27 protein-coding genes and 1 tRNA gene are annotated in these 26,135 nt (G+C 51.4%); 14 read left to right on the forward strand and 14 right to left on the reverse strand.

The window, feature by feature from the left end; translation table 11 throughout:
* Positions 1-29 precede the first annotated feature (29 nt).
* Positions 30-103 (forward strand) — tRNA-Gly (locus tag C1J03_RS11710).
* A gap of 53 nt (positions 104-156) precedes the next feature.
* On the opposite strand, the gene C1J03_RS11715 is transcribed toward C1J03_RS11710, so the two are convergent.
* Positions 157-366: a hypothetical protein gene (locus C1J03_RS11715; protein ID WP_114886676.1), complete on the reverse strand. Its 210-nt coding sequence runs from the start codon at positions 364-366 to the stop codon at positions 157-159.
* A gap of 390 nt (positions 367-756) precedes the next feature.
* Between C1J03_RS11715 and C1J03_RS11720 the strand changes: the two genes are divergently transcribed.
* The 6 genes from C1J03_RS11720 (at position 757) to C1J03_RS11740 (ending at position 7,691) form a co-directional block, all read left to right on the forward strand.
* Positions 757-2,691, forward strand: coding sequence for a DUF3604 domain-containing protein (locus C1J03_RS11720; protein WP_114886678.1), 1,935 nt, complete (start codon positions 757-759; stop codon positions 2,689-2,691).
* Between the two features lie 61 nt (positions 2,692-2,752).
* Positions 2,753-3,742 carry a SphA family protein gene (locus C1J03_RS11725; protein ID WP_162798519.1) on the forward strand — a complete coding sequence of 330 codons (990 nt, stop codon included), beginning with the start codon at positions 2,753-2,755 and terminating at the stop codon, positions 3,740-3,742.
* A gap of 20 nt (positions 3,743-3,762) precedes the next feature.
* A complete protein-coding gene (locus tag C1J03_RS11730; RefSeq protein WP_114886682.1) occupies positions 3,763-5,565 on the forward strand; it encodes a DUF3604 domain-containing protein in 1,803 nt (600 codons plus the stop codon).
* 479 nt (positions 5,566-6,044) lie between these two features.
* A complete protein-coding gene (locus C1J03_RS11735) occupies positions 6,045-6,407 on the forward strand; it encodes a peptidylprolyl isomerase (protein ID WP_114886684.1) in 363 nt (120 codons plus the stop codon).
* Between the two features lie 161 nt (positions 6,408-6,568).
* Positions 6,569-6,820 carry a hypothetical protein gene (locus C1J03_RS25330; protein ID WP_162798520.1) on the forward strand — a complete coding sequence of 84 codons (252 nt, stop codon included), beginning with the start codon at positions 6,569-6,571 and terminating at the stop codon, positions 6,818-6,820.
* A gap of 613 nt (positions 6,821-7,433) precedes the next feature.
* Positions 7,434-7,691, forward strand: coding sequence for an SH3 domain-containing protein (locus C1J03_RS11740; RefSeq protein WP_441351115.1), 258 nt, complete (start codon positions 7,434-7,436; stop codon positions 7,689-7,691).
* A 167-nt stretch (positions 7,692-7,858) separates the two neighbouring features.
* Here C1J03_RS11740 and C1J03_RS11745 read toward each other — a convergent pair whose 3' ends face one another.
* Both C1J03_RS11745 and C1J03_RS11750 read right to left on the reverse strand, forming a co-directional pair.
* A complete protein-coding gene (locus C1J03_RS11745; RefSeq protein WP_114886688.1) occupies positions 7,859-8,542 on the reverse strand; it encodes an AIM24 family protein in 684 nt (227 codons plus the stop codon).
* Positions 8,542-9,354, reverse strand: a complete 813-nt coding sequence (locus C1J03_RS11750) for a bestrophin-like domain (RefSeq protein WP_114886690.1) — start codon at positions 9,352-9,354, stop codon at positions 8,542-8,544. Before C1J03_RS11750 ends, C1J03_RS11745 begins: the two co-directional genes overlap by 1 nt.
* Positions 9,355-9,518: 164 nt before the next feature.
* Between C1J03_RS11750 and C1J03_RS11755 the strand changes: the two genes are divergently transcribed.
* Positions 9,519-10,481: a TAXI family TRAP transporter solute-binding subunit gene (locus C1J03_RS11755; protein ID WP_114886692.1), complete on the forward strand. Its 963-nt coding sequence runs from the start codon at positions 9,519-9,521 to the stop codon at positions 10,479-10,481.
* A 173-nt stretch (positions 10,482-10,654) separates the two neighbouring features.
* Here C1J03_RS11755 and C1J03_RS11760 read toward each other — a convergent pair whose 3' ends face one another.
* The 3 genes from C1J03_RS11760 to C1J03_RS11770 are packed head-to-tail and all read right to left on the reverse strand — an operon-like array spanning position 10,655 to position 13,036.
* Complete coding sequence (locus C1J03_RS11760) at positions 10,655-11,386, reverse strand: amino acid ABC transporter ATP-binding protein (protein WP_114886694.1); 732 nt, start codon at positions 11,384-11,386, stop codon at positions 10,655-10,657.
* The gene (locus C1J03_RS11765) at positions 11,386-12,195 is read right to left on the reverse strand and encodes an amino acid ABC transporter permease (protein ID WP_114888975.1); all 810 of its coding nucleotides are present in this window, start codon (positions 12,193-12,195) and stop codon (positions 11,386-11,388) included. The genes C1J03_RS11760 and C1J03_RS11765 overlap by 1 nt, the downstream gene beginning before the upstream one ends.
* A gap of 25 nt (positions 12,196-12,220) precedes the next feature.
* Complete coding sequence (locus tag C1J03_RS11770) at positions 12,221-13,036, reverse strand: ABC transporter substrate-binding protein (RefSeq protein WP_114886696.1); 816 nt, start codon at positions 13,034-13,036, stop codon at positions 12,221-12,223.
* A gap of 448 nt (positions 13,037-13,484) precedes the next feature.
* Here C1J03_RS11770 and C1J03_RS11775 point away from each other — a divergent pair, with 448 nt between their 5' ends.
* From C1J03_RS11775 to C1J03_RS11790, 3 genes are all read left to right on the forward strand, one after another.
* The gene (locus tag C1J03_RS11775; RefSeq protein WP_114886698.1) at positions 13,485-14,009 is read left to right on the forward strand and encodes a flavodoxin domain-containing protein; all 525 of its coding nucleotides are present in this window, start codon (positions 13,485-13,487) and stop codon (positions 14,007-14,009) included.
* Between the two features lie 516 nt (positions 14,010-14,525).
* Positions 14,526-15,053, forward strand: a complete 528-nt coding sequence (locus C1J03_RS11780; RefSeq protein ID WP_114886701.1) for an HdeD family acid-resistance protein — start codon at positions 14,526-14,528, stop codon at positions 15,051-15,053.
* Between the two features lie 663 nt (positions 15,054-15,716).
* Positions 15,717-17,129: a mechanosensitive ion channel family protein gene (locus C1J03_RS11790; protein ID WP_114886706.1), complete on the forward strand. Its 1,413-nt coding sequence runs from the start codon at positions 15,717-15,719 to the stop codon at positions 17,127-17,129.
* A gap of 817 nt (positions 17,130-17,946) precedes the next feature.
* On the opposite strand, the gene C1J03_RS11795 is transcribed toward C1J03_RS11790, so the two are convergent.
* The 6 genes from C1J03_RS11795 to C1J03_RS11820 all read right to left on the reverse strand — a co-directional run bounded on the left by C1J03_RS11795 (position 17,947) and on the right by C1J03_RS11820 (position 21,637).
* Positions 17,947-18,273: a hypothetical protein gene (locus C1J03_RS11795; protein WP_114886708.1), complete on the reverse strand. Its 327-nt coding sequence runs from the start codon at positions 18,271-18,273 to the stop codon at positions 17,947-17,949.
* Positions 18,274-18,275: 2 nt separating this feature from the next.
* The gene (locus C1J03_RS25340; protein WP_162798521.1) at positions 18,276-18,479 is read right to left on the reverse strand and encodes a hypothetical protein; all 204 of its coding nucleotides are present in this window, start codon (positions 18,477-18,479) and stop codon (positions 18,276-18,278) included.
* Positions 18,480-18,941: 462 nt separating this feature from the next.
* The gene (locus C1J03_RS11805; protein WP_114886712.1) at positions 18,942-19,238 is read right to left on the reverse strand and encodes a hypothetical protein; all 297 of its coding nucleotides are present in this window, start codon (positions 19,236-19,238) and stop codon (positions 18,942-18,944) included.
* Positions 19,239-19,338: 100 nt separating this feature from the next.
* Positions 19,339-20,112 carry a hypothetical protein gene (locus tag C1J03_RS11810; protein ID WP_114886714.1) on the reverse strand — a complete coding sequence of 258 codons (774 nt, stop codon included), beginning with the start codon at positions 20,110-20,112 and terminating at the stop codon, positions 19,339-19,341.
* Between the two features lie 71 nt (positions 20,113-20,183).
* Positions 20,184-20,696: a DUF805 domain-containing protein gene (locus C1J03_RS11815; protein ID WP_114886716.1), complete on the reverse strand. Its 513-nt coding sequence runs from the start codon at positions 20,694-20,696 to the stop codon at positions 20,184-20,186.
* 338 nt (positions 20,697-21,034) lie between these two features.
* Complete coding sequence (locus C1J03_RS11820; RefSeq protein ID WP_162798522.1) at positions 21,035-21,637, reverse strand: HdeD family acid-resistance protein; 603 nt, start codon at positions 21,635-21,637, stop codon at positions 21,035-21,037.
* A 699-nt stretch (positions 21,638-22,336) separates the two neighbouring features.
* Between C1J03_RS11820 and C1J03_RS11825 the strand changes: the two genes are divergently transcribed.
* Positions 22,337-23,302, forward strand: a complete 966-nt coding sequence (locus C1J03_RS11825; RefSeq protein WP_114886721.1) for a GAF domain-containing protein — start codon at positions 22,337-22,339, stop codon at positions 23,300-23,302.
* Positions 23,242-23,646: an adenylate/guanylate cyclase domain-containing protein gene (locus tag C1J03_RS25955; RefSeq protein WP_114886723.1), complete on the forward strand. Its 405-nt coding sequence runs from the start codon at positions 23,242-23,244 to the stop codon at positions 23,644-23,646. The genes C1J03_RS11825 and C1J03_RS25955 overlap by 61 nt, the downstream gene beginning before the upstream one ends.
* Before the next feature lie 456 nt (positions 23,647-24,102).
* On the opposite strand, the gene C1J03_RS11835 is transcribed toward C1J03_RS25955, so the two are convergent.
* Positions 24,103-25,113, reverse strand: a complete 1,011-nt coding sequence (locus C1J03_RS11835) for a zinc-binding alcohol dehydrogenase family protein (protein WP_114886725.1) — start codon at positions 25,111-25,113, stop codon at positions 24,103-24,105.
* 100 nt (positions 25,114-25,213) lie between these two features.
* A complete protein-coding gene (locus tag C1J03_RS11840) occupies positions 25,214-25,504 on the reverse strand; it encodes a putative quinol monooxygenase (RefSeq protein ID WP_254694029.1) in 291 nt (96 codons plus the stop codon).
* A gap of 102 nt (positions 25,505-25,606) precedes the next feature.
* On the opposite strand from C1J03_RS11840, the gene C1J03_RS11845 reads away from it, so the two are divergent.
* On the forward strand, positions 25,607-25,966 hold the full coding sequence (locus C1J03_RS11845; RefSeq protein ID WP_254694030.1) for a winged helix-turn-helix transcriptional regulator: 360 nt from the start codon (positions 25,607-25,609) through the stop codon (positions 25,964-25,966).
* Positions 25,967-26,135 lie beyond the last annotated feature (169 nt).

Below are 26,135 nucleotides of genomic sequence, written 5' to 3' on the forward strand. Positions count from 1 at the left end.
GCGCCCCGACTACCCCAGAACCCGAGTGCGCGGGTATGGTGAAAAGGTATCACGGCAGCTTCCCAAGCTTTAGTTACGAGTTCGATTCTCGTTACCCGCTCCATTTCACAAAGACAGATAGGGGATGCAATTTCATGGAATTGCAGGATTAATTCCCTAGTCTTTTTTGAGATTACCGTAACCTGATCCATAAATCCAGTTTGAACGGTTACGGTCTTTGCAGCGAGCAAGTTCCAGAATTGTGCCCTGACCGGATTCGAAACTGGCATGCGCCATCTCCGTGACTTGTCTGTTCGAAAAGGTAATCAAATGCATTTGGCCGCTTAGGGGCGGATCAGGATGGGCAAAACGATAGACACTGTTCATCAAGGGCATATCCTTCAGGGTGCTAGCGACTAACAAGGCGTATGCAATTCAATTGGTTAACTATTGCGTTGTGCCGACGCAGCGCAGGCACCCTTCACCCCAATTGAACCTGATCTTGTATCGTGAGCACGACAAGAACGTTTCTTGTTGATGGTTCACAATTTGGAGTGGTCCTTCCAGAACAAGGTTCAGGCTTAGATATCAAATTCTTGAATCGCATCTACATTTATTTCGCACAGAATTGATGATCCTTGCAGTTTCAAAAACGGGTTTTTTCAACGCTACCTTGACCCAATCTCCGATTGTGTGAGAGTTTCTGATAATCATTACGCAAGCAATCCGTCAGGTTGCAGCTTCGATAAACAGAACTGCAATGAAGGAGATGAAGCCATGCGGCTATTAAATGTGTTTGCCTGTACCCTCACATGGGCTTCGTTTGCGAGCGCAGGCGTTTCTGCACAGAATACGCCTTCACTTGACGGCCTGAAAAATCCATTTCAGGAACGGCCATATTCTCCTTATGCTGATCGCAGTTTTCCCACGAATGTCTATTTTGGCGATACCCACGTCCACACCGCCCTTTCAGCGGACGCAGGTGGGGGCGGCACGCGTCTTTTGCCGCGCGACGCTTACCGCTTTGCACGAGGCGAGCAAGTCACATCCAATACCGGCCAGCCAGTGCGCCTGTCTCGGCCGTTTGATTTCTACATGATCACTGATCATTCAGACGGCATGGGAGCGATTACTGACATTATCGGCGGCGCGCCTAACATTCTGGCCGACCCTCAGGGAAGAAAGTTCAATGAAGCTTTCAACAAGGGCGGAGATGAAGCACTCAAAGCGGCGCAAGAGCTGGTTGGCCTCTTTGGTCAAGGCACCCTATCGCCGGCGTTGAATTACCAACCGGGCAACCCCGCCTACAAACGCGTCTGGGATGATATCGTCGCTGCTGCGGAAGAGTTTAACGATCCCGGTAAATTCACGACATTCATTGCATACGAATGGACGTCGTTGGTGAGGGGCAACAACTTGCACCGCAACGTGATCTATCGCGACGGGCCAGAACGGGCCGGCCAAATTGTTCCCTATACAACCACACCGCCTATTGGTTCACCAAATCCGCGAGATCTTTGGACGTGGCTGCAGAATTATGAAGACGTAACCGGGGGTGACGTGTTGGCCATTCCACACAATGGAAATGTGTCCAACGGGATGATGTTTGCCCTGCAGGACGATTTTGCAGACGGTGCACCTTTTGATGCAGCTTATGCGGAGGCCCGAGAAAAGTGGGAACGTCTTTACGAATCCAACCAAATGAAGGGCGATGGCGAAGCGCATCCTTTGTTGTCCCCAGAGGATGAATTCGCGGATTTCGAAACGTGGGACTATGGTAACCTCGACGCAAGCGAGAGAAAGACCGTTGACATGCTGCCGGGCGAATACGTGCGTTCCGGACTGCAACGCGGTTTGATGCTGCAAGAAGCGCTGGGGACTAACCCGTTCAAATTCGGGCTGGTGGGCGCTGCAGATACGCATACCGGTCTTTCGACGCCCGATAACGACAATTTCTTCAACAAATTTACCGCCTATGAGCCCAGCCCGGAGCGCGCAACGCACATCAGCAGAAAATTCGCGGATGGAACGGTCGCTTTGAACACCTATCAGTACATCACATCCGGTCTGACAGCTGTTTGGTCGACTGAAAACACACGCGGTGCACTCTTTGATGCGATGGAGCGGCGCGAAGTTTATGCAACGACGGGCGCCAGAATGCGCGTGCGCCTGTTCGGCGGTTGGGAATTTGATACAGCAGATTCGCATCGCCGCGATCTGGCCCTGGTTGGGTATTCAAAGGGCGTGCCAATGGGCGCTGACTTGATGCCAGACACCGGCAATGTCGGATCCCCGAGTTTTTTGATGTATGCGTTGCGTGATCCGATGGGGGCAAACCTTGACCGGGTTCAAATTGTTAAGGGCTGGGTCAATAATGATGGAACACCGGGTGAACGGGTCTATGACGTGGCGTGGTCTGATGGGCGAACGCCCGGTGCGGATGGCAAATTGCCCCATGTCGGCGATACCGTGGACCTATCGGTTCCGGCTTGGACGAACACCATAGGCGCGTCCGAACTTGGAGGCGTTTGGACTGATCCTGATTTCAATCCTGATCACCGGGCGTTCTATTATGCCCGTGTGATTGAAATTCCGACACCGCGTTGGACGGCGTATGACCGGGTCAAATACAACTTGGACCTGCCGGACACTATCCCCCTCAAAGGTCAAGAACGGGCCTATACTTCGCCAATCTGGTACACACCTGAATGACTGGCGCAGTCGGGTAATATTCGTATTATTATTATTTATTAGATTCAGTAGGCGGCTTAAGATGCAACAATCGACAAACTACAAATTGGGCGCATTCTGTATGGCAGCATGCCTTTCAATCTCAGCTCCTCAGGCGCACGCCTTAGAGGGTGGTACGTCGGCCTATCTGCTTGGCTCGCGTGATAGCTTTGCCGGGATTGTGCCGGGAGCTGGGACCTATGTGGGTATGGATTTTATTACCTTTTCGGGCAGTATTGCTGGGTTGTCCCTCGGTGGTTTGCCAATTGCTGCAGACACGGACGTCGATGTGAACCTCATCAAACTGAGTTTCACCCATGTTTTTGGATCCACCCTCTGGGGTGGTACGCCAGCGCTTAACCTCAATATTCCGATTTTGGACGCCGACATTGGCTTTCAGGCCATCTCAGGTCCTTTGGCAGGCGATGATATTTCCGATGAAACAAGCGGGATCGGCGACATCACGATAACACCGATGGTGGGGTGGCACAGTGGCATGCTGCACTACAGCGCCGGGCTGTCTATTTTTGTCCCAACCGGAAGCTACAGCACGGCGTCTGTCGACATACCAGGGCGGAGTATTGATGCGCTCAGCAACGGCAAAAACATCTGGAGCATACAGCCCGTTCTATCGATGACCCATTTCAATCCAAAAACTGGGCGAGAATTCTCGGGGGCGACTTCTTTCCTGTTCAGTGAAAATAATGAAGCGACCGACTACCAGACAGCACCGGCTTTTACCCTCGAAGCCACAGCGATGCAGCATTTGCCATCAGGGTGGGCCTTTGGCGGCTCGGGATATTGGTATGAGCAGTTGAAAGACGACAGTGGCACCGGTGCCGACAATACCCGCGCAGCATTGGGTGTCGACAGCCTGCGTTCACGTGCATTTGGGCTGGGCCCAATCATCACATACAGTGATGAAATGTTTGGCCGCCCAGTTTCCTTCAAGCTAAAATACTACAAAGAGTTTGGCGTAAAACGCCGTTTTGAGAGCGACGTCTTGTGGTTCAACGCCACAATGACATTTTAACCTGACCGACGGGGATAACGATGATGAAAATTGCATTCTTGACAGCTTCAGCACTCGTGGCGGCCACCTTTGCCGCCCACGCGCAGGAAGGATCCAATCCGCTTCGAAATGCATATTTCGGCGAGACACACATGCACACAGCCTTGTCGCTTGATGCCTATATCGGCGGAGCCCGGTTAATGCCTTCCGACAGTCTGCGTTTCGCCAAGGGCGAGTCGGTTCTGGTAAACGGCCAGCACAAGCAATTGCGCCGGCCTTTGGATTTTGCCGCCGTGACCGATCACGTCGAATATCTCGGCGAGATGTATTCAACGATCTTTCCCGATGCGCCCGGACACCAGCAGGATGACCTCATAAAGCTGCGCGGCCTGCAAAGCCTTGAGGAAAAACAGCAGTGGTTTTTCAAATACGTCGTTTCCAACAATCGCGGTGATAACCCAAGCCATCCGCCGTTCTACATGGGCCCTGAAACCACTGCGTCAGGATGGCAGATCATTATTGATGCCGCCGAGGAACATAACGATCCCGGAGCCTTTACCGCGTTGATCGGTTTTGAATGGTCCGCAGCCCCCGGTGGCGGGAATATGCACCGCAATGTCATTTTCCGCGACAACAAGGTCCCTGCCCTCCCGCTGTCCAGCTACGACACTAACAAAGTCGAAGAGCTTTGGCAGTGGATGCAAAAAACCACTGATGAAGATGGCGCGACACTTTTGGCGATCCCTCATAACTCAAATGCGTCAAAGGGACAGATGTTCCCCGAAGTAGACAGCTACGGGAACGCGATTGACCTGGAATACGCGACCGCCCGCAATACCTGGGAACCGCTGATCGAGATGATGCAGATCAAGGCGAATTCCGAAGTTCATCGCAGCTTTTGGACAGCGGATGAATTTGCCGATTTTGAGAATGGAGACACCATTCAGAAAAACTCCGACCGTTGGTTCTCAAAGCGTGATTTTGTTCGCGAAGGGTTGAAGATTGGCCTAGCCTACGAGCAAGAACTGGGCACCAATCCATTTCAGTTGGGCTTTATCGGTGGAACAGACAATCACAACGGTCTGACGTCTGATGTTGCCGAGGATGACTTCATCGGCGGCCACGGGCCCGAAGACGGAAGCGTTGAGCGTCGCCGCAAAGCTGGTGTTGGTGGTTGGATTGATGGGGTGGACCTTTCCATCGGGTCAATCGCCGGCGTCTGGGCAACCGAAAATACCCGCGCGGCGATCTGGGATGCGATGAAACGGCGCGAGACTTTTGCAACGTCCGGCCCTCGGCTCAAAGTGCGTATGTTTGGCGGCGCTGACCTGAACCCAACGGTAGATGATCCGGTGGCGATGGTCGAAGACGGGTATTCAAAGGGCGTGCCTATGGGCGGCATGCTCGAGAAAAGCGATAACGCACCGACCTTTACCCTCTACGCCGAGAAAGACGCTGATGGCGCGAACCTTGATCGCATTCAGGTCATTAAAGGCTGGGTAACAGCCTCGGGTGAAACACAAGAAAAGATCATTGATGTCGTCTGGGCAGGTGATCGTGCGCGAAACGACAACGGTGCGCTCCCACCGATCGGCAACACGGTCGATCTGACAACGGCGCTCTATACCAACGACATCGGCTCAGCCACTCTTGTCGGAAGCTGGTCAGATCCTGATTTCGACCCTGATCAACATGCGTTTTACTACGCCAGAGCGTTGGAAATTCCGACGCCGCGCTGGACAACCTACGATGCTGTCAGGAATGGCTTGCCGCTCTTGCCCGAAGTTCCCGCGACGATTCAAGAGCGCGCTTGGACTTCTCCAATCTGGTATTCACCCAACTAGCTGATTTGGAGTCAAATAGCACTATTTTGGAAAGAGCCTTTGGCTCAATTCCCCTTTTTGGGTGGTTTGTTGTTTGCGATCTAAACAGGGTTTGTACCACAGACAGAATCCCAAAAGGAACGCATTGTCGTGGATGCGCCAAGGGTCGACAGGCTTGTTTAGAGATTTGAGACGGTGTGAAAACGCCCGCCCACTGCATCTGAACAACAAGGGTTGATCGACGACTTTTTAATTGAAGAGGTGTCTTACCGGGAGGCATGAAAACGCGACCTTGGAGAGGATGGCGTTGTGATCCGGCGACGCAAACGCCAGGAAATAGAGTTTCTTCCTCAGGATTGACTTGCACAGACACCACCCGAAGAAGGTGACCTCGTGGCGTTTTTGAAAATGATCTGACGCAAAACAGCTGATCTGACCGTGTGTCCCGGCGCCCGTTTTATCTTGTCTAAGGGGCCACCACCGCCGGAAATGCCGATGCATTGCTGCCCACATTGAACGCCAAGCCGGAACCAGACACGCAAAGCCTCGGCAAACGCTCGATGCTACCTCAGCGTGTTTTAACGGCCTTGGCGGTTGGAATTGAGGGACTGTTCGGCAGCGGTTTTGACCAACTATTGTTGGACCTTCCCATCAATAGTTGGGTTGGGCCCGTGCCGTCGGGTTTTGGCCTGCATTTGGTAACTAGGGATGAAATCCAGCATGCACCGCGGGTAACATTTGAAATGGCGCGCGACGCGGTTACCCGAAACTACCGATATGATCAGCAGCGCAAGGCAACTGAGGCCTTGGTCGAGAGATTAGAGCAGCACTATGTGATTGAGCTTGATGATCCAACCCAATGATCAGGCGGATCCCGGGTGCAATTTTTTGGTTTGGTTTGTCTGGTGTTTTTGCCGCTATTGGCTGAGGCTCATGAGGTACGGCTCGGCCTCTTGCATCTTCATGAGAAGCCACCCGACCGATTTGAGACAATGTGGCGCGTGCCTGCGCGGGGCGAATAGGCTTGCGCCTCAATACACACCGGTTTCCCGATACCTGCGAGGCTGTTGGGCTTCCTGACAGGGTCCACGACAGCATTCGGCGCGAAGAACGACACGAGATCGTCTGTACAGGTGGGCTGGCGAATGCGCAGATCAGTATTGAAGGTCTGGAAAGGGTTCAAACCGATGTATGGATGAGTGTCATCTACCTCCGTGGCGGGACCGAAACACGCCGTGTAATGCCGCAGAACCGCTCCGCAATCCTTCAGTGCTAACGTAGCTTTCTATAGGTTGCTGCAACCTACTTCACCTTGGGTCTTGAACACATCCTTCTTTGCATTACTGCGGATTCTTTGAACCGTAGAGCGAACACAGGCCATTTGAGAGTAATAAGATGATAGTTTTCCCTTTGGCGGCAAGTCATCTAAAAGCTCTCTGCCGAAACTATCGAGACTTGTCAGCTGGCTGTGAATGAAATTTGCGGATCTTAAATTTCGTTCCGGTTTTCCCGGCGGTGCCTAAGGACATCTAATGATTTCAAGTATTGAGCTGAATGGTGACGACTAGACTGAGCCAAAATCCGACCTAATGCAGCACGATGAACAAACTGCAGCAGTGCGGAAACGGCAATGACACGACGGATCGTCTTGTCAATGTTCGGTTTAAGGTGGCAGTGCAGTTCGAAACTGTAGCCGGAAAGCAAAGCGGCCTCGAACTCTGACATTTATAGCGGATTGGCAGGAACCGGCTTTGTCCACATTGCTGCAATTGATGCAACTAACAGCTACCGTCGGCAAAAGCAGTCTAGGCTTTGCCTCGATGTCGATCTATTCATAGGAAAATTAACGAGGTCAAATCATGCACCGCAGCGCGCTTACCGTCATCTTAATGCTTATGCTCGTCGCGAGCTGCAGCGACTTGGTTGCTGATCGTACAGTGGTCGAGCGGACTGGTCCGGACGAATTGCTGAAACTGAGGGCCGGTCCTGGGCTTGATTATAGCGTAGTCTTGGGCTTGCCTGACGGGACTAGGCTCAATCGTCGCAACTGCGTAACAGAGGAGGGTCAGCTCTGGTGCGAAGTCTCGCTCGCGGACGCACCAGCGATCAAGGGTTATGTCTCCGCCGATTACCTTTCGGAACGCTAGCTTTAGTCTGCTACCGCTGAATGCCGCGTTGAGCATTGTCGGCGCAAACCCGTTTGAACGGAACTTGGTGCACCCAGAGAGAGCTTTTGACTTTTATGGCCGAGTTGCAGAACAAAGCTGAACTCAATGGAATACACGCTCGAGATAGCTACCCGTTTGAACATGTTCTACTGAAACAATGACCCGTCCACGTCATCGGCGTCGGTCATTCTTTGGTATAAATGTTGGTTCCAATACGGCGTCCACGATACCAGTACTTTGCCAGTGCCTTGATAAATTCTTAGCCGGTCCTGCCCTGAAATAATGCTACGTGGAAAAGGCGCAGCTCGTTTGGATTTGAACGCCAAATCGCCTGAGCGTCCCAGTACCAGACGACCCTGAACCTTGATCTCACCATCTTTGACGTCAATAACTTCCACTGGCCCCGGCGCGTTTACCGCAGTTTGCCCCTGTCCAGCCATGGTTGTTTTCCAAGCAAACAAGCCGTCTCCTGCCCAAAAGCTTGACCAAAATGGTTCCTTTGTCAGCCCTAAATTCACGCCACCCTCACTTGCCCAATAAACGCCCGGCTCAAGTATCCAGCGTTCACCAGGCTGCACATCAAAAACGTGGTAACCGCGCAGCGACGGCTGAAGGTTAATCGTACCCGTACCATTGTAATACGGTCGAATACGGGACTCTCGTGTGAAGATAGAGCGGAACAAATCTCCAAAGTTGGGGAGCTTTGGTGTAAAGGAAATGTTTCCGTTCATATTGGACAAAGCGCCATGCGCGGCACGGACAGTTTCATTTTTGACGTCTATGCAGACCTGCCGCATGCCTTCGACTTCTCGTATGCGAAATGTCGCCATTATTCGCCCCTCTGAACTAGGGGTTCGTCCCAGACCATAAGCCGATCCCAAACCAGTTGATAAGCAACAGGTGCAAGGCCGGCCTCCCCTCGCAAGGGTCGGTCGAGCGTCACGATGACAAAAAGGATCACACCCAGAAAAGATGCCGTTATCGTACCGAGTACAAAATGAGCGAGCTGGCGCATTTTCAAAAGAACCAAAAGCAGGATATTGATCACGGCCCCCACAAGCACCGCGTACCAAAGTACATCTGGGATTTCTGTAGTGACCCCCGTTAACCGCTTTTGGCGTTCTGTTGCGAATTCCTGAAAAGCGGACATGGCTTGCTGGTGGTTAATGCGTTGGCCGTCTGATCCCGGCTCAAATTGCGACAATGAACGCCGGATTGCATCGGCCCTATTGAATCCGCCGTTTAGGACTTCGCCTTTGCGGTGCGCGGGAAATTCCTTGTGGATTGTAAAAAGTGTGTAGTCGCGCATGAGCCATTTAACGTCTGACCGCGTTGGCTCTGGATAGGCACCCATTTGGGCATAAAGGCCAGCAAGAGACGTCGCCTCGTTGTTGATGCTTTCGCGCACATGTTCGGAGTTTTGGTAAGCTGCAACGGTCAAAAGTCCGAGCAGAAGGCCGTAAAAGAGGCTGAAGGTTGAGGTCGCGTGATTAACGGAGTTGTTAAAGTCAGGCCCCGTCCCGATCAACAGCCGAAAGAGAGGCTTCACGATCAACAATCCGAAGACCATTGCGCAAATAGCTATAACCGAGCACCAGATCGCAAGTGTCTTGAGCGGAACATCAAATATAAAATCGGGCATGTTTCCGTCAATCCGCCTTGTGGCAACTCTTTGACACTAATTTGTCCATGGTAGTTTGAAACAATTTCAATTTGTCGGAAAGGGGTTTTTTGACCGTGGACGAGGTGTCATTTCCAAACTAACCTCTCCCAGTCCGAATTGGAATTCTAAGGTTAGTATTGGGAATGAAATTCTTCTTATCAGCTCTTGTTGTGGCTTCATGGGCGACTTCGGCCAATGCCGAGAATTTGACCTTCATAAACATAGGTTCAGGTAGCCTTGATGGTGGTTATTATCAAACGGCCAAAGCATTGTGCTCTTCAATAAACAGCGAAAACAGTGGAAGTGTCAGGTGCAGCCCGGAACCCACAAGTGGGTCCGTCTATAATTTGCGGATGCTACAAGCACGAGAGCTTGATTTCGCTTTTGTCCAGTCTGACTGGCAACTTGCGGCATACAAAGGCACTGGGTTGTTTGAAGGCGAGAAAATGTCGAATTTGCGCAGTGTGATGTCGCTCTATCCAGAGGCCGTTACAATGCTTGCAGGTCGAGACAGTGAAATTTTTCGATCGCAGGACATTCCGGGCAAGAAAATTGACATTGGCTTGGCATCCTCCGGGCGACATGCGACCGCCAAAGAGGTACTGCGTCGAGCAGGAATGAATGTAGCTGGCTATCGCGGATTTTACGAGCTGACAGTAGAGCAATCAATTCGAGGACTTTGCGACGGCACAATCGATGCTTCATTCCTTGTTTTGGGACATCCGTCAGAACTTGTTGAGCGGGCGCTGTCAGAATGTGGCGCCAGAATAATTGCGCCATCTGGCCCTGTTTTGACCCGCGTATTTTCAGAATCTAAAGGCTTCGTCCCAATAACGATCCCAGCAGATACATACACAAACCAACTTGGTGAAATTGATACCTACGCGGTCTATGCAACGTTGGTCACCCGGGCCGATATGGCGTCTTCCGAAGTTGCGATCGTCATCGAGAGCACATTGGAAAACCTCGATAGCCTAAAGGCCCAAATATCACAGCTTTCCGGACTAAGCTGGAAAAACATGGCGACGCAGGGCCTTAGTGCACCGCTCCATCCCGCATCGTCGGTTGTTCTGGAAAATATCCAGAAAAAAGCCGCTGGAAATTAGGCTGTTCAGGTTCGCTGTTGATAAGGCTCTGAAGGTTGAGAAATGGGATCGGTAACGCGAACTTTGCACGTTTGATGCTAAGCTGATGTACCGGGCCGCCAATCAAGGTGAATGCCCCTGCCCGCTTAAGCAAAGATTTTGCTAGGGAGACCTAAACGGCTCACCAGCCGATGTTACTTTAACGCGCGTGACAGGAACGCCTTGGTTGCATCCATCTGGGGCGTGTCAAATAGCGCAGCCGGTGGCCCCTCTTCGATGACCCGCCCATCCTTAAGAAAGCACACTTTGTCTGCGGCTTGTCGCGCGAAACCCATCTCATGTGTTGCCAATACCATGGTCATACCCTCCTGTTTCAATAACAAGAGAACATCTAAAACCTCTCCCACCAATTGTGGATCCAGCGCAGAGGTGATTTCGTCAAACAGCATCACTTCAGGCCGCATCGCCAGCGCACGTACGATTGCAACGCGTTGCTGTTGGCCGCCTGACAATTGATCGGGGTAGTTCTGCATACGGTCTGCCAAATCGAACCGTTCGAACAAGGCCTCAACCTCTGGCTGTATCTGGGCGCGCGACAAGCCTCGTACGCGCCGTGGTGCTAGCATTGCATTTTCCAGCGCTGTCATGTGCGGAAACAGGTTAAAGTTCTGAAATACCATACCAATCCGCGATCGAACTGTTTGCGGATCAAGTCCAGGGATCGCAATGTCACTCCCATCCAGGAAAATCTCACCTTCCTCGATAGATTCCAGCAGGTTGATACAGCGCAAGAGCGTTGATTTTCCGGCACCCGATGCGCCGATCAGGCAAACCATCTGTCCCTCTTCAACATCCAAGTCGATGCCATTGCAAACGGTGACATCGCCGAAACGTTTGACGACAGAACGCAATTCTAGTTTTGCCATCAGCGCCGCTTTCGTGTTTGGCGCGCCATCAAATAGTCGGCGTAGCGAGTGGCGGGGATTGTGACGATCAGAAAAATGATTGCGGCCCCCACGTAAGGTGTGAAATTGGCCAGCAGGGATTTGAACACCCCCGCCTGTCGGAAGATTTCAACTGGACCGATGAAGCTCAGAAGCGATACGTCCTTTTGCAGGGCAATAAGCATGTTCATCTGGCTTGGCACCACGTTGCGGATCGCTTGCGGCAAGATCACGTCTCGCATCGCTTGGCGTTCCGACAGGCCAAGCGACAAGGCCGCGGAGCGTTGACTGTGATGCACGCTGTCAATGCCAGCGCGAAAGATCTCAGCCACGTACGCCGAATAGGTCAGGATCAGAGCCAGCGAGCCCCAGATATAGGGAGAGTTCCACGGACGTGGCAGCCCCAGCCCCGGGATGCCAAACCCAATCAGGTAGACGGTCAAAATCACCGGAACACCGCGAAACACGTCGGTAAATGCGGCCCCGAAGATGCGCAGTGGAAACAACGCAGGAGATTTCACATCGCGAGCCAAGGCGATCAACAACCCAAGGACTGCGATGGTGGGGGCTGACCACGCAAAAATCATAATGTTTATCCGAAACGCGTCCAGCAACTTAGGAAAGGACTTGGCCAAGACCGCTCCGTTGAAAAAGCTCTTTTGAACTTTCTCCCAACCGGGTGCCATGGGCACAAGTACCACCAAAGCCACCACGACAATTGTCGAACTTGCGGCAGCAATCAGCGACGCGCGTCGCCGCTGCTGCTGCTCGTAGCGTTCGCGGCGGGTCATGCCCGCCACATCCCGATTTGCCATGTTATTTGATCAGGGGAACACCGGTGGTGTCCTGCATCCACTCAGCTTCAAGTGCGGCAAGCGTGCCGTTTTCTGTCATCGCAGCAAGTGCCTCATCAACACAGGCTTTCAGCGGGTTCCCGTCTTCTAGCAACATGCCAAACTGGTCGAGGCTATCGCCCGCATCAGCAGGGAACTGACCAATGACCTTTGATCCCTCGATCATGACAGCGCTCAGGAACAGTGCGGTTGGTAGGTCAAATAGGGCGGCATCAATTTGGTTTGCTGTCATCGCAGCGTTGACGTCTGCGTTGTCGCCATAAAGTAAAAGATCGCCATCTGGCTTCACCACCTCGGCCAATTTGGACACAGCAGTAGTTGAACCGACCGCACCCCATTTCAACGCCTTCAAGGCGGCCATTGTTGGTGCGGTATCTATTGCACCAGGGCTGACCAACACAGCCATTGGCGCGCTGTAATAAGGAGCAGAAAAGTCTACGATTTCATCACGCTCCGGCGTGATCGAGTATTGCTGCATGTTAACATCGAAGTTTTTCGCGCCAGGCTGAATGGCCTCATCAAAGGACGACCGTACCCAGACGACATCGTCCGCGGCAAACCCCATTTCAGCAGCAACCGAGTAGGCAACGGCTGCCTCAAAACCTTTGCCGCTTTCAGGCGCATTGTCCATGACCCAAGGATAATAAGCTGGGTTACCGGTGGCGATGGTGAACTTGCCCTCGTCTAGCGTTTTGCCCGCGGCGCAGTGCCCATCGGCCATAGCCGTTGTTGTCATCAGCGCGCATGCGGCGACTGTTAAAGCAAAAATTCTTGTCATGTTCTCACACCCCTATTGTCGGAAATTCTGAGTGGAAGCGTAAGTTGCTGTTGCGGGCGTGTCTAGCTCGATAAGCTCAGTGGGTAGGTGCTTTTCAAGGGCGTCAACATGATGCCTAGAAGAGATACATCCGCACTGATCACTATCGCCATGCGACCTGATTTATAAGAGGATCGCATACACCCGCTGCATCGTCGCTACATTCCCCTCACCTCTAGATGACTACTATCCTCAGATGGCGAACGCTCGCGCACAGGGTCATATTTTTAGGGCACGTCTATAGCTCTGCAGCAAATAATGCGCCGATCGATCTAGATCAGTACACCAAAAGAACCACCACGCTCATTTTTGACCAAGAAAGCCCGATTGATTGATCTGGAACAAAGAGAGATGCGCAAATTCCGCGCAAAGTTGGCTGGCAAATCAATTTCACATTAAGAGGTGAGCCATGAATATTGTTGTTCTTTTTGAAACTGGTGAAGGCCAGACCCGCAAGATAGCTGAATTCATCACATCTCGAATTCGTGCGGCGGGTCACGATGTCACCACTGTCGATACGTCAGATAGAATGGTCGATCTATCATTAGAAAGCGCAGGTAAGGTTATCCTTGCCGCACCTGTACACGAGCGCCGGCATCCGAAAGCGTTTGAAGTTGCGGTCGGGGCCGCCAAGCACGAACTGGCTAAGCTATCGACCCTCATGGTCTCCGTCAGTCTCAAGGCGGCGTTCCCAGAAAGCATGGACGAAGCGCAAGACTATCTGACCGAGATGGAAATGCGCACAGGTTTCGAGCCAACACAGGAAGCACTTGTCGCAGGGGCCGTGCGAACCGGCAGTTACGATTATTACCAAAGTCAAATTGTGCGCCACGTTGCACTCGAGGGCCATGACGTTGAACTGATAGATGGTGTGAGAGAATTCACCGATTGGGACGCACTAGCTGAAACTGTTGATTCATTTTTAAGCACATGAATCAACCAGCAAGGATGACCAGTTCCAGTTTGATGCTAAACCCACGGCTTGAAAGACGAAAAGGGACAGGCTGCGGCTGTGGCACAAAATTCAGTTATGCGCCGCATAATTGGCCCCGGAGCTAGAAGTGTTAAGAACCGGATCGGTCCTGAAGCAGCCAAGGCGCATATTGCTGCCAATGCACCGGCTTACTCAAAGCCACCCTTGGCTGTTTTTGACTTCGGCTCAGGTCGATTGAGCGTCTGTATTAGCGAATGGTGGGTCACTGCACGGGTGTTTGTCTAGAAGCGAAAATCGGATGCATGCCTTCCGTCGCACCTGCTTAGAGGGACGAAAGGCTTTTTGCGTATCAACAGCCTAGGCCAGCACGTAACTTCAACCTTGTGCAATCGACAAAAAAAGGCAGTGCCAAATTAGCACGGCTTGAAATACAATATCTGCTCGAAGTAATAAACCTGCTGAAACTAAAGCAACTAATACGCTTTGATATGAGAAAAAATCTGGGGAGTTACAGAAATGACTAACAAAGTTTTGTGGATATTTACGGCAGTCATGTCGATTGTCGCGGGCGTTGTCGCCTTGATGAATCCAGTGTTTGCCAGCGGTGTAGCGACGATTTTCGTAGCTTGGATGTTTATCATTTTTGGCGTTTTGCAAGTGGTGGCCGGATTGCGCGTTGAAGGCGCAAGCTCAAAAATTTGGACAGTATTGCTAGGCGCTTTGGCTGTATATCTCGGGGTAACGATACTCGGGCATCCGCTGAAGGGTATGATGACGCTGACCACGATGATTGCTATTCTTTGTCTTGGCGGTGGCGCGGCGAAAGTCGTGTTAGCATTTGCTTTGGAAGATCGCCGGTTTTTCTGGCTTGTCCTGTTGTCAGGCATCGCGTCGCTAGCCGTTGGTATAATCATCTTCATGAATTGGCCGGTATCTGCAGTTTCGGCACTTGGTATACTTTTGGGGGTGCAGCTTTTGTCCGATGGGGCATCGTCGCTAGCTATGGCGCTCAGCATTGATGGTGACGAGGCTGCTTCGGCCTAAAAATTCAGACTACCCGTGCCATGTTCTAAGCCCGCAATTGAAACTGCGGGCTTAGTTTTTTTGAAAAGGTTATTTGTAACTAAGCGCAGAGCCCAAACACCCCTTACCTAACAGACCAAGTAGACCTCGCGGATAGGGGGTAGAGATTACGTATCAGCGGTATGAACATGCGCTATTTCGCGAGCTTGAGGTTCAAAGCAAAACCTCATTGAGACAATTGTCCCTGGGATGCCAAAAGGACTAGTTTTTCTCTTCAGTTTCTACCCTTTCATGTAGTCGCCGATGTCTCTGACGCATTGAAAACCCGCATAGATGAATTGATTTTCCATTAATGGAACGTAGGCGGTGAAGTTCGAGGTCGAGAATTCAGTAGAGCCACGATCATGGTGCTTTAGGCTTCTCGTCGGATGCGTGCTTTCATCCTTTAGGTAAATATTGCCTCCCTTAAGCCACGAGATTGGGAGTTTGATCAAAGGCACTTTTCGCGCAGCTACAACTGAATTGGTGCTTGGCGAGGGCCTGCTCGAATCTGAGCAAAAATTGACTTTTGCATTGTGTTGATCTTCGATTTGCGACGTATCGAAACGCCCTATTTCGCAGCTTGCCAGATTTCTTACATGCACTATATCTTGATTGATATTTTTCAGTCATGAGGCCCAAAAAATGCTCCGACCTGAATCGAAACGCTTTTCGCCGAGCAGCATTCGCCTCCTCATTTCATTGGTTGCGGCTTTTGCCTTGCTCCTTTCGGGACAGTTTGCGACTGCCCAGCAAACTGCCGAAGAACGGTCCGCGGTACGGATTGCAGACGCAGTCACATCTGCGGCGGTGGATCAGTCGACGCGTGATCCTGAAACCGGTTTGACCCACGAAGTCCTGAACAGTGAGATCGACCCTACCGAACTCGAATTGCGCCTCATCCCAATGACTAAGGCCGAACTCGAACTCCTCGCCGAGAAGTGGCTTGAGATTGTCCGTGAAAAAACCGAAGAGGTTATGTCCGGCCAGATCGCGATCCATCGCACCGAAGGCGCCGTAGAGGATGCAGCCCGTGACAGCCTGGCGGAACTTGCCCTCGAAAGAGGCCTTTTGTTCAGCAAGTTTTCGAAAGTAATCTCGGCTCTTGAAAAAAAGGGTGGTGATCCAGCTCTCGTGTCGGAATACCGCGCGTATCGTTCATCGGTCATTGTAGAAGAGAAACGCACATCTGACGTCAAAACGTTGGTCGCGGAGGCGCTTCGCTGGTCAACCGATCGCGATGGTGGCGTTCATATAGCAATCCAATTCGGAGTTATCGTCAGCTCGCTGATTGGACTGCTTCTTGCTGCCAAGATCGTGCGGGCATTTACCCGCCGATGGATAGACCGTGTTCCAAATCTCTCTAAGCTGTTGCAGGCTTTTTTGGTCGCGCTCATTTATTGGCTCGTTTTGGCCATTGGCCTAATGGTCGTGTTGTCTGGACTAGGCATCGACATCTCGCCCGTGTTTGCGCTGATTGGTGGGGCGTCATTCATCATGGCATTTGCCTTCCAGGAGACATTGGGAAATCTGGCCAGTGGTCTGATGATCATGATCAACCGGCCCTTCGATGAAGGTCATTATGTGGATGTCGGGGGCGTCGCGGGAACCGTGGACTCGGTTAGTATCGTTGCAACAACTGTCGTGACCCCAGATAATCAGGTCATCGTTATCCCGAATAAGAACGTCTGGGGAAATGTAATCACCAACGTGACTGCGAGCCGGACGCGCCGTGTCGATTTGGTATTCGGTATCTCGTATGAGGACTCGATCGCCGATGCGCTGCGTGTAATTGAGCAGACCACGAAAGCGCACCCTTTGGTTTTGGATGACCCTAAACCAATGATCCGTGTGAATGAGTTAGCTGACAGCTCAGTTAACTTCATTTGCCGCCCTTGGACAAACACTCCCGACTACTGGGATGTCTACTGGGATCTCACGCAGCAGATAAAGGAAAATTTCGACGCTGCGGGACTATCGATCCCCTATCCGCAGCAGGATCTGCATATCAAACGGACGTCCCTAAAGGCGCCTGTGGAGAGCATTGAGTCTGAGTGAGTGAAAAATACTCAGCGTCAAACCTTGCCAACATCGCGTCGCGGCCTAAGCAATTCAGTTCTGAACCTAGCGGCCAATCGATGAATTAGCGGCACACACAAGAAGAATCACTGACAGATTGTGGCAGAAATTTGTCCTGAACGTGACGGTACCGTGCGAGGTTGACTGATGCCGAACAGTGGTCTCAAAAAAGGTGAGATCGTTCAGAGATTTGACCCTAAACAAATCATACATAGACGGTAGGTATTTGTTTTAAATAAATAAATATTCAAGTAATTGGCCGCTTGAGCGGTACAGGGCATACATATCTCACGGCACATTTGGGATTATCCAGTGTGCCATAGAGCCTACTCGACTGTTCTTCGTCCCTTCAGTTGAGAACTTGGCTCGAGAGTAACTAGTTCGGGTTGCGCAGCACTGTCTGCGTGACCCTTTTTAAACCAAAAGCGATTTTACCGTCGCAGTGAAAGAATGAGTGAATGTTGACCCAATTTACCGCCGAAAAAAGCAATAAAAACTTCGACCCGATCGAACTTGCACCAATGCAAAATGACGAACTAACAGCGCGAAAGTTTCAACTAAGTGCGACCCTTCTTCTCATGGTAACTACCGCTTGTTTGGGACTGCTCGCATCATAGGCAGCGGTACAATGGTGAAGTCAGAGATCGTGCCCACCTGATTGAAAGTACCCGCGATAGTGGGTTTGATCGAGCTGCGGAAGAAACCTGTGGCTCTCAGCAAACTCCAAAGAACTGGTGAATTGGCTCCGAATGGTTCGGCCTTCTTATGTTGGCTTCGCAGAGTGGCACGCGCTTGCTCAGCGAAAGGGAATGCTGAAGAAAGTGAAGCTGTTTGTCTGGGTGATGATTGCGGCCCCAGTTTCTGCCATAAGGCTTTCCATAGCGACGCTTCCAGTCGGACAGGCTACCAAATTGGCGGCGTCATCCAGAAAGTCGGCGGCGAACGCACTTTCGCCGACAAGCTGGCAGTCATCCGCAGGGCCACGGTAGCCGCCCACAAAGACAAGGTCGGGGTCTGGTTCGCTGATCGCAACATCGGGCGTCGTCTCAGCACACCCCAATAAGATAAGTGCCGTGGACAGTGCGCACAGCCCAAAAGTGACTTGCTTGAACCCGCTGTTCATTCCTACTCCCACTCCGCGCCTGCACTGCGCCAAACGCTTTCATCGGCGTCCCATACGCTGGCTGTAAAACAGGGCGTAGGGTTAATACCGCCACATTGCGTTCCATGGACGTCAGCCAAAAGAACCCGATAAGGACCGATGGTTGCCATTTCCCATCCCTGATTTAGTTGCGTTGCAACATGATCTTCGATGAGAAAATGGGACATACATCCACCTGTACCGCAATAAAGCGAAGCAGCGGTTGAACATTCGAACCCGAAATCATTCAGAACCCAGTCGTGGCGCTGGTCTCCGTTTAGATCGATCCTCTGAACACTTCCCCATCCCAGATCAAATTCACCATTGTCGAATTCGGCGCATTCCGTCCTTGCTTCTTCGACTATGCGTTGAAGGATGGGAGGCAACTGAGTGCTGTCTTGTGACCAAGCGGGCGTCGAAACAACAAGAGCGCTTATCAATAGAGCATTTGCCCAAGTGAACGACCAATCTCGCGGCCTGGAACCTGCTGCGGAAATCCATGGAACCATTGCATTCACCGTACCTTTGTCCACAGACGCATCTGAGTTTTCCTAATAGTTTGTCAGTTTTTGGGTCGAAGAAGCGAGATCCGAAAAAATATAGCGCTTCAAACCAAAGCGGGTCACGCTCAACGGCGTGACCCGATCCGTTTACAGGCTGCCTTCGTCCGTCAACGACGTGATGCCATCGGTGGTACCGTCCGCGTAGGCAATACACTGCCAAGGTGCTGCATCGGGTCCAACGCCAACTTTAACCAATGTCCCTGCCTCGGAAAACTCGGATGACATGAGCTGGACTTCGGTGTTGCCAGTGGTTTCAGCAACCGCTGCTAGACATGCTTGGTCGGCCGGGCTTGGCGTTGAGGCCACGGTGGCAGTATCTTCCACGCAGGCCGTCAGCAGAGTTCCCAAGATCACGCCCGAAGCCAGTTTAAGAGTAATATTCATGTTGATGGTTTTCCTTTTCTCATGTTGGTGGTTTTACAAACTGGTTACTAAAACATCTGAATCGGGCACTAACCTGAAATCGACGGTCCCGACGAATAAATCAGTTGCACTGGTCATACTGGTAATCGCCAAGTTCGATATAATTCCTGCTACCATCCTTGAAAACTAAGAATTCGGATTGGTCTTCTCCCAGGAGTGCGACCACAAAACCTTGCGGTGGCAGCGCATTCCCAAAATAACTATAGGCCGTCAACGCACGTGTGGCCTCGCCGTTAACAGTCACAATCGCATCCCACTCGTCCTTGGGATTATCAAGGATCAGGTACTCGATCTGGCGCTGAACTTGGCCGCCACCACAAAAGACCACCCCCTCCGGTGCCTCCATTGTGCTGCTGGCCGTTTGAGGAGCAGAACCGCATGAGGATCGCAGCGATTTGATTGCCTTGCTCGACCCTTTAAGGTCAAAAACGCCATAGCTTACATCCTGATCCGTCATCGACAGATTGATGGCGGCGTTGGCCGCAATCTGATCCAACACGAACTGGTAGTCAGCTGCGTCTTGGAACACAACTTCGACAGGATAGTTGTCGACAATCTGCAGCGTGGCATTCCCCTGCCCCGCCTGAAACGACCCTGCTTCCGTCGCACCATCTTCCATAAACCGAATTGAAAGACCTTGTTCTTGGATCATGGTTTCACTGTCTTGATACCCAGCAGGGGCAAACCGAATACGATCGCACTGTAACTCAAGCGTCATGTTATTCGTTTGAATAAATGCATTTGGGGACGGGCTGTCGCTGAAGCCCCATTCGGCAAATGCAGGTGCCGCCGATATGCAAAACATCAGGCATGCAGACAGGAACGTGCTTTTCATTCTCAACTCCCTAAGCCCCCAAATGCGGGAACAATTAGTGTTCTTTGGCGATGACGATGCAAAGTGCGACCCTAAGATGGTGCGCCATATTCATTTGTTCCTTCTTGTGAAGGTCGTGAAAGCCACCAGATCATCAAAACTGAAAGGACAAGCTGGATCACGGACATGATCATCAGTCCTGAAGCGCCAAGAAACGCTGCCGGCCCTCTCAACACCTCTGGGTCCTCAACGCCTGTCTCCAGCGCTGAAAAAACGACTACCCCTGTCAGCAGCATGACCATCGTTGCGATGCTGAATGCCACTGGAAGCAAAAGATACCATCCGGGTCGACCTGTATCATGTAACCGGCGCCAGCCTGCGGCGAGCATAGGTAGCAATACCGCTAACTGGAAAAGTGAATTCAGAAGGTTTGATCCCTGCCCCGTTTCAGGATCAACGCCAAACAGGGTTGTATCCAGTACCGCAAGACCGATGCTGACCAGGATTACGAACAGAACAAACCACCAATACTCTGATCTCCGTGCGCGACCTGAAAAGACGACATACTTGGATAGGCAGATCTTGACCGATTGCGTGAAACCCATTTTCAAATTCCTTTTTTGGCGTTGGCAGTCGAGTTGTGTGTTCTGAAAAGTTTGCCAAGGAATGCAGAAGAAGCGCAAGTTCTATTTGCATCCTGCAATTTCCAGATTAGGAATTCGCGGGCAAAATAGTTCTTAAAGAGGCGCGGTCTTAAGCTGTGGGGTGTCCCCGGCAAGCCAAATCGTGTCCAGAAGTTAAAGTTAATCGTGCTCATAGCCCAAACATTTTCATCAGGCTGGTTTGTCCGAAGAGTAGACCGCAGTTCTGGTGCAACAAATGTCCAGTCAGGACCCAATGCGGAGACAAATGGCGCGGCCGGGCTGATGGTTCGGGTCAGCTGTCACCGAGCCAATCGGTCTTTCACTTTTTTGAAACGGGATGCGAGGAAAAACATTATTGCTGAGACTACAAAGGCCAATATTGCGAGCGTCCATCCAAGAGCAACAGATCCTGTACCGGGCCATAAAACCAAGATCGCGCCGGCAACAAGCGCGATGATACCGATATTACGAGAGGTGTCTCGTTCTGGATCAACCTCGGACATCTTCCACCATGTCATCAGGTACCCGACGCCTGTAACCAGTGCCCAAAGACCCAACAGCATGAATGCCAGCCCGACCGAAGCACCCGGTAAGAACAACAAAACGAGCCCGAGCGCAGCAGATGCAAGCCAAGGGGCGGTGTCTGTAAATTGCCCTTCAGACCTCCTCGCGCTCATAAAACTCAGAGCGCCGTCAACGATCAAAAAGAGCCCAAATATTCTGAGCAACAAGGAAATACTGTTCGAGGGCCAGAAGAGTGCAACCAACCCCAGAATAAGGAAAGCTATGCCTCTGATGAGGAACGTCCACCAGAGATCACCCATTTTTTCGCTGGCAACTTCTGCCGCTTTACGGGCCATCTCGCGGCGCCGTTCATTTGGTTCCATATCTTGGTCCATCATATTGCACGACCCTTTCATAATTTACTGGCTTGAAACTCTGATCGTAGTGGTAAGTCACAATCAGGTCCATTCCAGAAAGACAGGCCATTGTATATGCCTTGGGCGGCTCGCCTAATCCACTATTTGTAACACCAAAGCTATGGAGCATTGCGATGCGGATGGGGGCAAAAGCTGTGGGCCCAATAAACAGGCATTCGGTCGACCATAATGAGGCGCACTGCAGCGAGCTGAAACTTTCTCCACACAGCAGCCATTGCGCCGTCCTGCAACGATGATCCGCATTGTGACAATTGACTCGTTGGAATTCAGTTGCCCTAATAAACCCAATGTCAGCCATGGTGCTTTGCTGATGCTTGTCGAATGATTTTCTCGGTTGCAGCCCTGTTAATCAAACGCCAGGTAAACAAGCGACGGGGCGTAGATTAAATATTCTATTGAGTGCAATACGCGTCGATGATCGGCGCGAATTCCCAAGGCTAAAACGAGTTTGTGTTACGCTGAAACCCAACTGATGTCGGGGCAACGCCTGAGCCGGATCAGTTTGCTGACCCGAAAAAGGCGAGCTCAGGCCGATCTCATCTTACGTTCTGTCAACCGCCCGCGGAATATTCGTTTTGCGATCAAAGGTTTCGCCGCTACAGTCAAAGGATCTTTTGCCTGACTTACTTCAACGCGCGTTTTTCCATTTTAGAAAAATGAATGATTTCAATGCCGCCACGTCCTACTCAGCGCCATTCTGACAGTGCTCTTGCTAAAGAAGTGCAGGAGCTTGCGGACCAGCTAGCGCAGTCGAAGGCGACTGCAAATGTGCTCAAAGCCATTGAGAATTCATCGAGTAATATCCAACCCGTTTTTGATGCAATCGCAAAAGCCGCTACCGAACTTTGTGGAGCTCAATTCTGCGAGCTGACACGATACGATGGCGTGCTGTTTCATTATTGTGCCAGCTTTGGGTTCACTCCGAAATGGGTTTCAGACCACAAATCGCTCTACCCAAGGGTTCTGCAGGAGAATTCTGTTTCGGGAGAGGTAATCAAGACCGGCGACGTCGTAAGGTTAAAAGACGCTCAGGCCGAAACATTCAGTGAATACTTGACGGCAAGAGAATTTGGATTTCGGCGCATGGTCGGTGTCCCAATTTTTAACGAGGATAAAGTTTGGGGCGCCATTGTTTTGGCTTGGTCAGGAGATGATATCCCCAAGGAACCTCATATTGCACTGGTCCAAAAGTTTGCTGCGCAGGCAAGTATTGCTATCGAAAACGCGCGGCTGATCAATGAAACGCAAGAAGCGCTTGAGTATCAAACAGCGACATCTGAAATCCTCGGCGTCATCTCTCGCTCGCCGAACGAACTTCAACCAGTGTTGGATGCTATTTTAGAGGTGGCTTCGCGTATCTGCGGCCTTCAGGATGCTTATGTGGCACTCTTGAATCCTGAAGATGGACGCTATCATGTGCTGTCCTTGCTCAGCGAAGGGTCGGAATCCACCGAGTACATGTTAGTGAACCCAATTACCCCAGATTTCGGCAGCTGCACTGGCCGCACAGCGCTGTTGGGAAAAACCACATATATCGAAGATGCAGTTAACGATCCCACCTACGATTGGCAGAAGAAGGCAGGCCTCAGTGGCTACCAGTCAATGCTTGGTGTGCCGTTGGTTTAGGATGGGGTCACGGTTGGTGTGATTTCCATAGGAAACGAACAATCATCCGCCTTCCCTCCAACGCAGATCACCAATGGAAAACCGGTAGTCAAATCGGCATTGGCATCGCGACTGGAGAAGTCGTCGCGGGATATGCGGGGACCCATCAGCGTGCGACATACACCTGCATTGGTGATAAGGTGAATCTTACTGCCCGACTTGAGGCGCACACCAAAGTCGCTGGGTATAAGGTTTTGATTGACCAAACGACAAATGACGCATTGGGCGAAGGGTCACAGGGCGAAACGATCCTCCAGGTGCAATTCAAAGGCTTTACTGATCCAGTCGACATTTATTCGATCTAGGCAAATGAGTTCTGGCAATTCCCATGTCTGTTCCAATGCAGACGACAGCCGTAACGTGCGGATGCAAAAAATGCCCGGTTTGGCAATGGCCATGGCGCGTGAAAAACATCGACTTAAGGCCGGATTTGGGCCGAAAGCGACAGCAGGCATGATCCAAGAGCGGAGCTGTGCCCTTCCAAATAGGGCACAAGCCTGCCATTAGCTGCGCTATCCCAGAAAAGACCGCCTGTGGTCAACAATCTCTAAACCAAACCCGCCTGCCAAAAACGATCATATTAAGATGCTTTCAGGTGCCCAGTACTCGCACGAGTATTTTGTGACCAGCATAGACCCGAAGTTTCAAGCGTTTCGCCCATCGAGCAGGACACCACGGCGGTTCAATAAGTTTCCCCCGGCCTGTTACTTGATTGAAAACGTTCGGCAACCTAGCGCTCTAGATGAGTTGCCGACGATCGCTTAGAAGCCTTCAACCACAATCTTTCCCTTGGCATTGCCCGTTTCAACGAGCCGATGCGCTTCACGCATATTGTTAGCGTTTATCGGCGTCAGAACTTGCGACACAGTCGTTCGAATGCGCCCTGCATCGATTTCTTTGGCAACATGAGTCAGCAGCTTGTGTTGCTCGGCCATATCAGGGGTCTTGTGCATGGATCGTGCAAACATAAACTCCCAGTGGAGGCTGGCTGCCTTCATCTTCATCCCGCCCATTGGCATTGGAAGATCTGTGTCATCAATGGAAACGATGCCGCCCTGTGGTCGGATTAACTCAACAGCCGTTTCCCAATGGCGCATGTCGTTGAAGATCGCGATATGATCGACGTGTTGCATTCCTAACGCGCGCACCTGTGCCACCATATCATCGCGGTGGTTGATCACGTGATCCGCACCCAGCTCTTTGACCCACGAACGCGTTTCTGGCCGCGATGCCGTCGCGATGACGGTCAAGCCTGACTGTTTCGCAAGTTGTATGCCGATAGAACCAACACCGCCGCCGGCACCAATGATTAGGATCGTTTGGCCCTTATCGGCACCATCACGGTCAATACCCAAGCGATCAAAAAACGACTCGTAGGCGGTGATTGTTGTCAGCGGAAGTGCTGCCGCTTCGGCGTGGGACAGCAAGGTAGGTTTGTGCCCGACAATGCGTTCGTCCACCAAATGAAACTCTTGGTTGGTCCCCGGACGCGTTATGTCGCCAGCATAATATACCTCGTCACCGACTTTAAACACCGTCACATCAGGCCCTACGGCTTCTACGATACCTGACGCATCATAGCCGATTACACGCGGGCTTGGTTCAATTTTATCCTTTGGGGAACGCACCTTAGTGTCGACAGGATTTACGGCAACTGCTTTGACTGCAACCAATATGTCGTGGTTCGCTGGGATCGGTTTTTCGAGTTCCACATCAAGAAATGCATTTGGATTTTCGACGGGTAAGTAATGTGTAAAGGCCACGGCTTTCATACAATTTTTCCTCAAATGTTGTGTCTAACTTACAGGTGGTAACGTTGGCAGATTGGATCACACCAGAAACGGCCGGTCGTGCTGGACTGGATCAGATGGCTTAACCAATCTTGCTCATTTCGTTGAGAACAAAGCTGCTGACGGCACCATCAGTTGCTGCCATGTATTCGGCAAGGTGAGGAGCGCCCATATGTTCTTGCCACAGTTCCCGATTTTCCCATGTCTCGTAAAAGACAAAAAAACCAAGCTGGTCGTTATCTTTGTGCAGGTCGTACTGGATACAGCCTGTTTCGGCGCGAGTGGTGTCGACAAGTTTTTCAAGTTCCGCACGAACTAGGTCTTCTTTGCCAACAACGGCGGTTATTTGTGCGAGGATGGTAAGTGACATCATCTATTTCCTAGTTGTTTGTGTTTCACTTGATGGCTAGATTTCACCTAACGGCAGGTATCGCAAGTACGCACATAAAATGCCTATAGGTACCAAATGGATACTATGAAGACAGATCTCGATTCAAAAGCGACGCGGTTTGATGACTACGACTGCAACGAAGGTTGTCCCGTCGAGGCGGCTCTTGAGCAAATTTCAGGGAAATGGAAAGGGTTGGTGATTTATCACCTGCTCAGTGGCACCCATCGGTTTTCGGAGTTGAAACGAAAAGTAGGCACTGTCACACAGCGTAGCCTGACCAAACAATTACGTGAACTGGAGAACGACGGGATCATTGATCGTACTGTCTACGCGGTGGTTCCGCCAAAAGTAGAATATCGCCTCACGGAAAAGGGCAAGCGCTTGTTGCCTGTTATCGAAACACTGCGCGCCTGGGGGGATCAAGACGCTCTGAAACGACGCTAACGTTTGCGTTCTATCCTTGATCGACCGGTGCGCTTCGGGCGCGGAGCCGATATTGATTGATCACGATTTCAAAACACTTGGGCTGTAGAAAGTTCGAATACGCGGTCCCAAAACGGATATTTGCGACCTCCAACGTGTACACAGCACAGGCCGAAGGTCTGCCCCCCTT

This window comes from Sulfitobacter sp. SK012 (genome assembly GCF_003352085.1).
Taxonomy (GTDB): domain Bacteria; phylum Pseudomonadota; class Alphaproteobacteria; order Rhodobacterales; family Rhodobacteraceae; genus Sulfitobacter.

Excerpts from the sequence above, each read along its gene's own strand:
- C1J03_RS11820 (WP_162798522.1), bottom strand. The coding sequence starts at position 21,637 with ATGATGGACCAAGATATGGAACCAAATGAACGGCGCCGCGAGATGGCC.
- C1J03_RS11725 (WP_162798519.1), top strand. The coding sequence starts at position 2,753 with ATGCAACAATCGACAAACTACAAATTGGGCGCATTCTGTATGGCAGCA.
- C1J03_RS25340 (WP_162798521.1), bottom strand. The coding sequence starts at position 18,479 with ATGTCCCATTTTCTCATCGAAGATCATGTTGCAACGCAACTAAATCAG.
- C1J03_RS11720 (WP_114886678.1), top strand. The coding sequence starts at position 757 with ATGCGGCTATTAAATGTGTTTGCCTGTACCCTCACATGGGCTTCGTTT.
- C1J03_RS11745 (WP_114886688.1), bottom strand. The coding sequence starts at position 8,542 with ATGGCGACATTTCGCATACGAGAAGTCGAAGGCATGCGGCAGGTCTGC.
- C1J03_RS11780 (WP_114886701.1), top strand. The coding sequence starts at position 14,526 with ATGACTAACAAAGTTTTGTGGATATTTACGGCAGTCATGTCGATTGTC.
- C1J03_RS11715 (WP_114886676.1), bottom strand. The coding sequence starts at position 366 with ATGAACAGTGTCTATCGTTTTGCCCATCCTGATCCGCCCCTAAGCGGC.
- C1J03_RS11730 (WP_114886682.1), top strand. The coding sequence starts at position 3,763 with ATGATGAAAATTGCATTCTTGACAGCTTCAGCACTCGTGGCGGCCACC.
- C1J03_RS11835 (WP_114886725.1), bottom strand. The coding sequence starts at position 25,113 with ATGAAAGCCGTGGCCTTTACACATTACTTACCCGTCGAAAATCCAAAT.
- C1J03_RS11740 (WP_441351115.1), top strand. The coding sequence starts at position 7,434 with ATGCTTATGCTCGTCGCGAGCTGCAGCGACTTGGTTGCTGATCGTACA.
- C1J03_RS11755 (WP_114886692.1), top strand. The coding sequence starts at position 9,519 with ATGAAATTCTTCTTATCAGCTCTTGTTGTGGCTTCATGGGCGACTTCG.
- C1J03_RS11760 (WP_114886694.1), bottom strand. The coding sequence starts at position 11,386 with ATGGCAAAACTAGAATTGCGTTCTGTCGTCAAACGTTTCGGCGATGTC.
- C1J03_RS11775 (WP_114886698.1), top strand. The coding sequence starts at position 13,485 with ATGAATATTGTTGTTCTTTTTGAAACTGGTGAAGGCCAGACCCGCAAG.
- C1J03_RS11825 (WP_114886721.1), top strand. The coding sequence starts at position 22,337 with ATGATTTCAATGCCGCCACGTCCTACTCAGCGCCATTCTGACAGTGCT.
- C1J03_RS11845 (WP_254694030.1), top strand. The coding sequence starts at position 25,607 with ATGAAGACAGATCTCGATTCAAAAGCGACGCGGTTTGATGACTACGAC.
- C1J03_RS11750 (WP_114886690.1), bottom strand. The coding sequence starts at position 9,354 with ATGCCCGATTTTATATTTGATGTTCCGCTCAAGACACTTGCGATCTGG.
- C1J03_RS11805 (WP_114886712.1), bottom strand. The coding sequence starts at position 19,238 with ATGAATATTACTCTTAAACTGGCTTCGGGCGTGATCTTGGGAACTCTG.
- C1J03_RS11770 (WP_114886696.1), bottom strand. The coding sequence starts at position 13,036 with ATGACAAGAATTTTTGCTTTAACAGTCGCCGCATGCGCGCTGATGACA.
- C1J03_RS11810 (WP_114886714.1), bottom strand. The coding sequence starts at position 20,112 with ATGAAAAGCACGTTCCTGTCTGCATGCCTGATGTTTTGCATATCGGCG.
- C1J03_RS11815 (WP_114886716.1), bottom strand. The coding sequence starts at position 20,696 with ATGGGTTTCACGCAATCGGTCAAGATCTGCCTATCCAAGTATGTCGTC.
- C1J03_RS11790 (WP_114886706.1), top strand. The coding sequence starts at position 15,717 with ATGCTCCGACCTGAATCGAAACGCTTTTCGCCGAGCAGCATTCGCCTC.
- C1J03_RS11765 (WP_114888975.1), bottom strand. The coding sequence starts at position 12,195 with ATGACCCGCCGCGAACGCTACGAGCAGCAGCAGCGGCGACGCGCGTCG.
- C1J03_RS11840 (WP_254694029.1), bottom strand. The coding sequence starts at position 25,504 with ATGATGTCACTTACCATCCTCGCACAAATAACCGCCGTTGTTGGCAAA.
- C1J03_RS11795 (WP_114886708.1), bottom strand. The coding sequence starts at position 18,273 with ATGAACAGCGGGTTCAAGCAAGTCACTTTTGGGCTGTGCGCACTGTCC.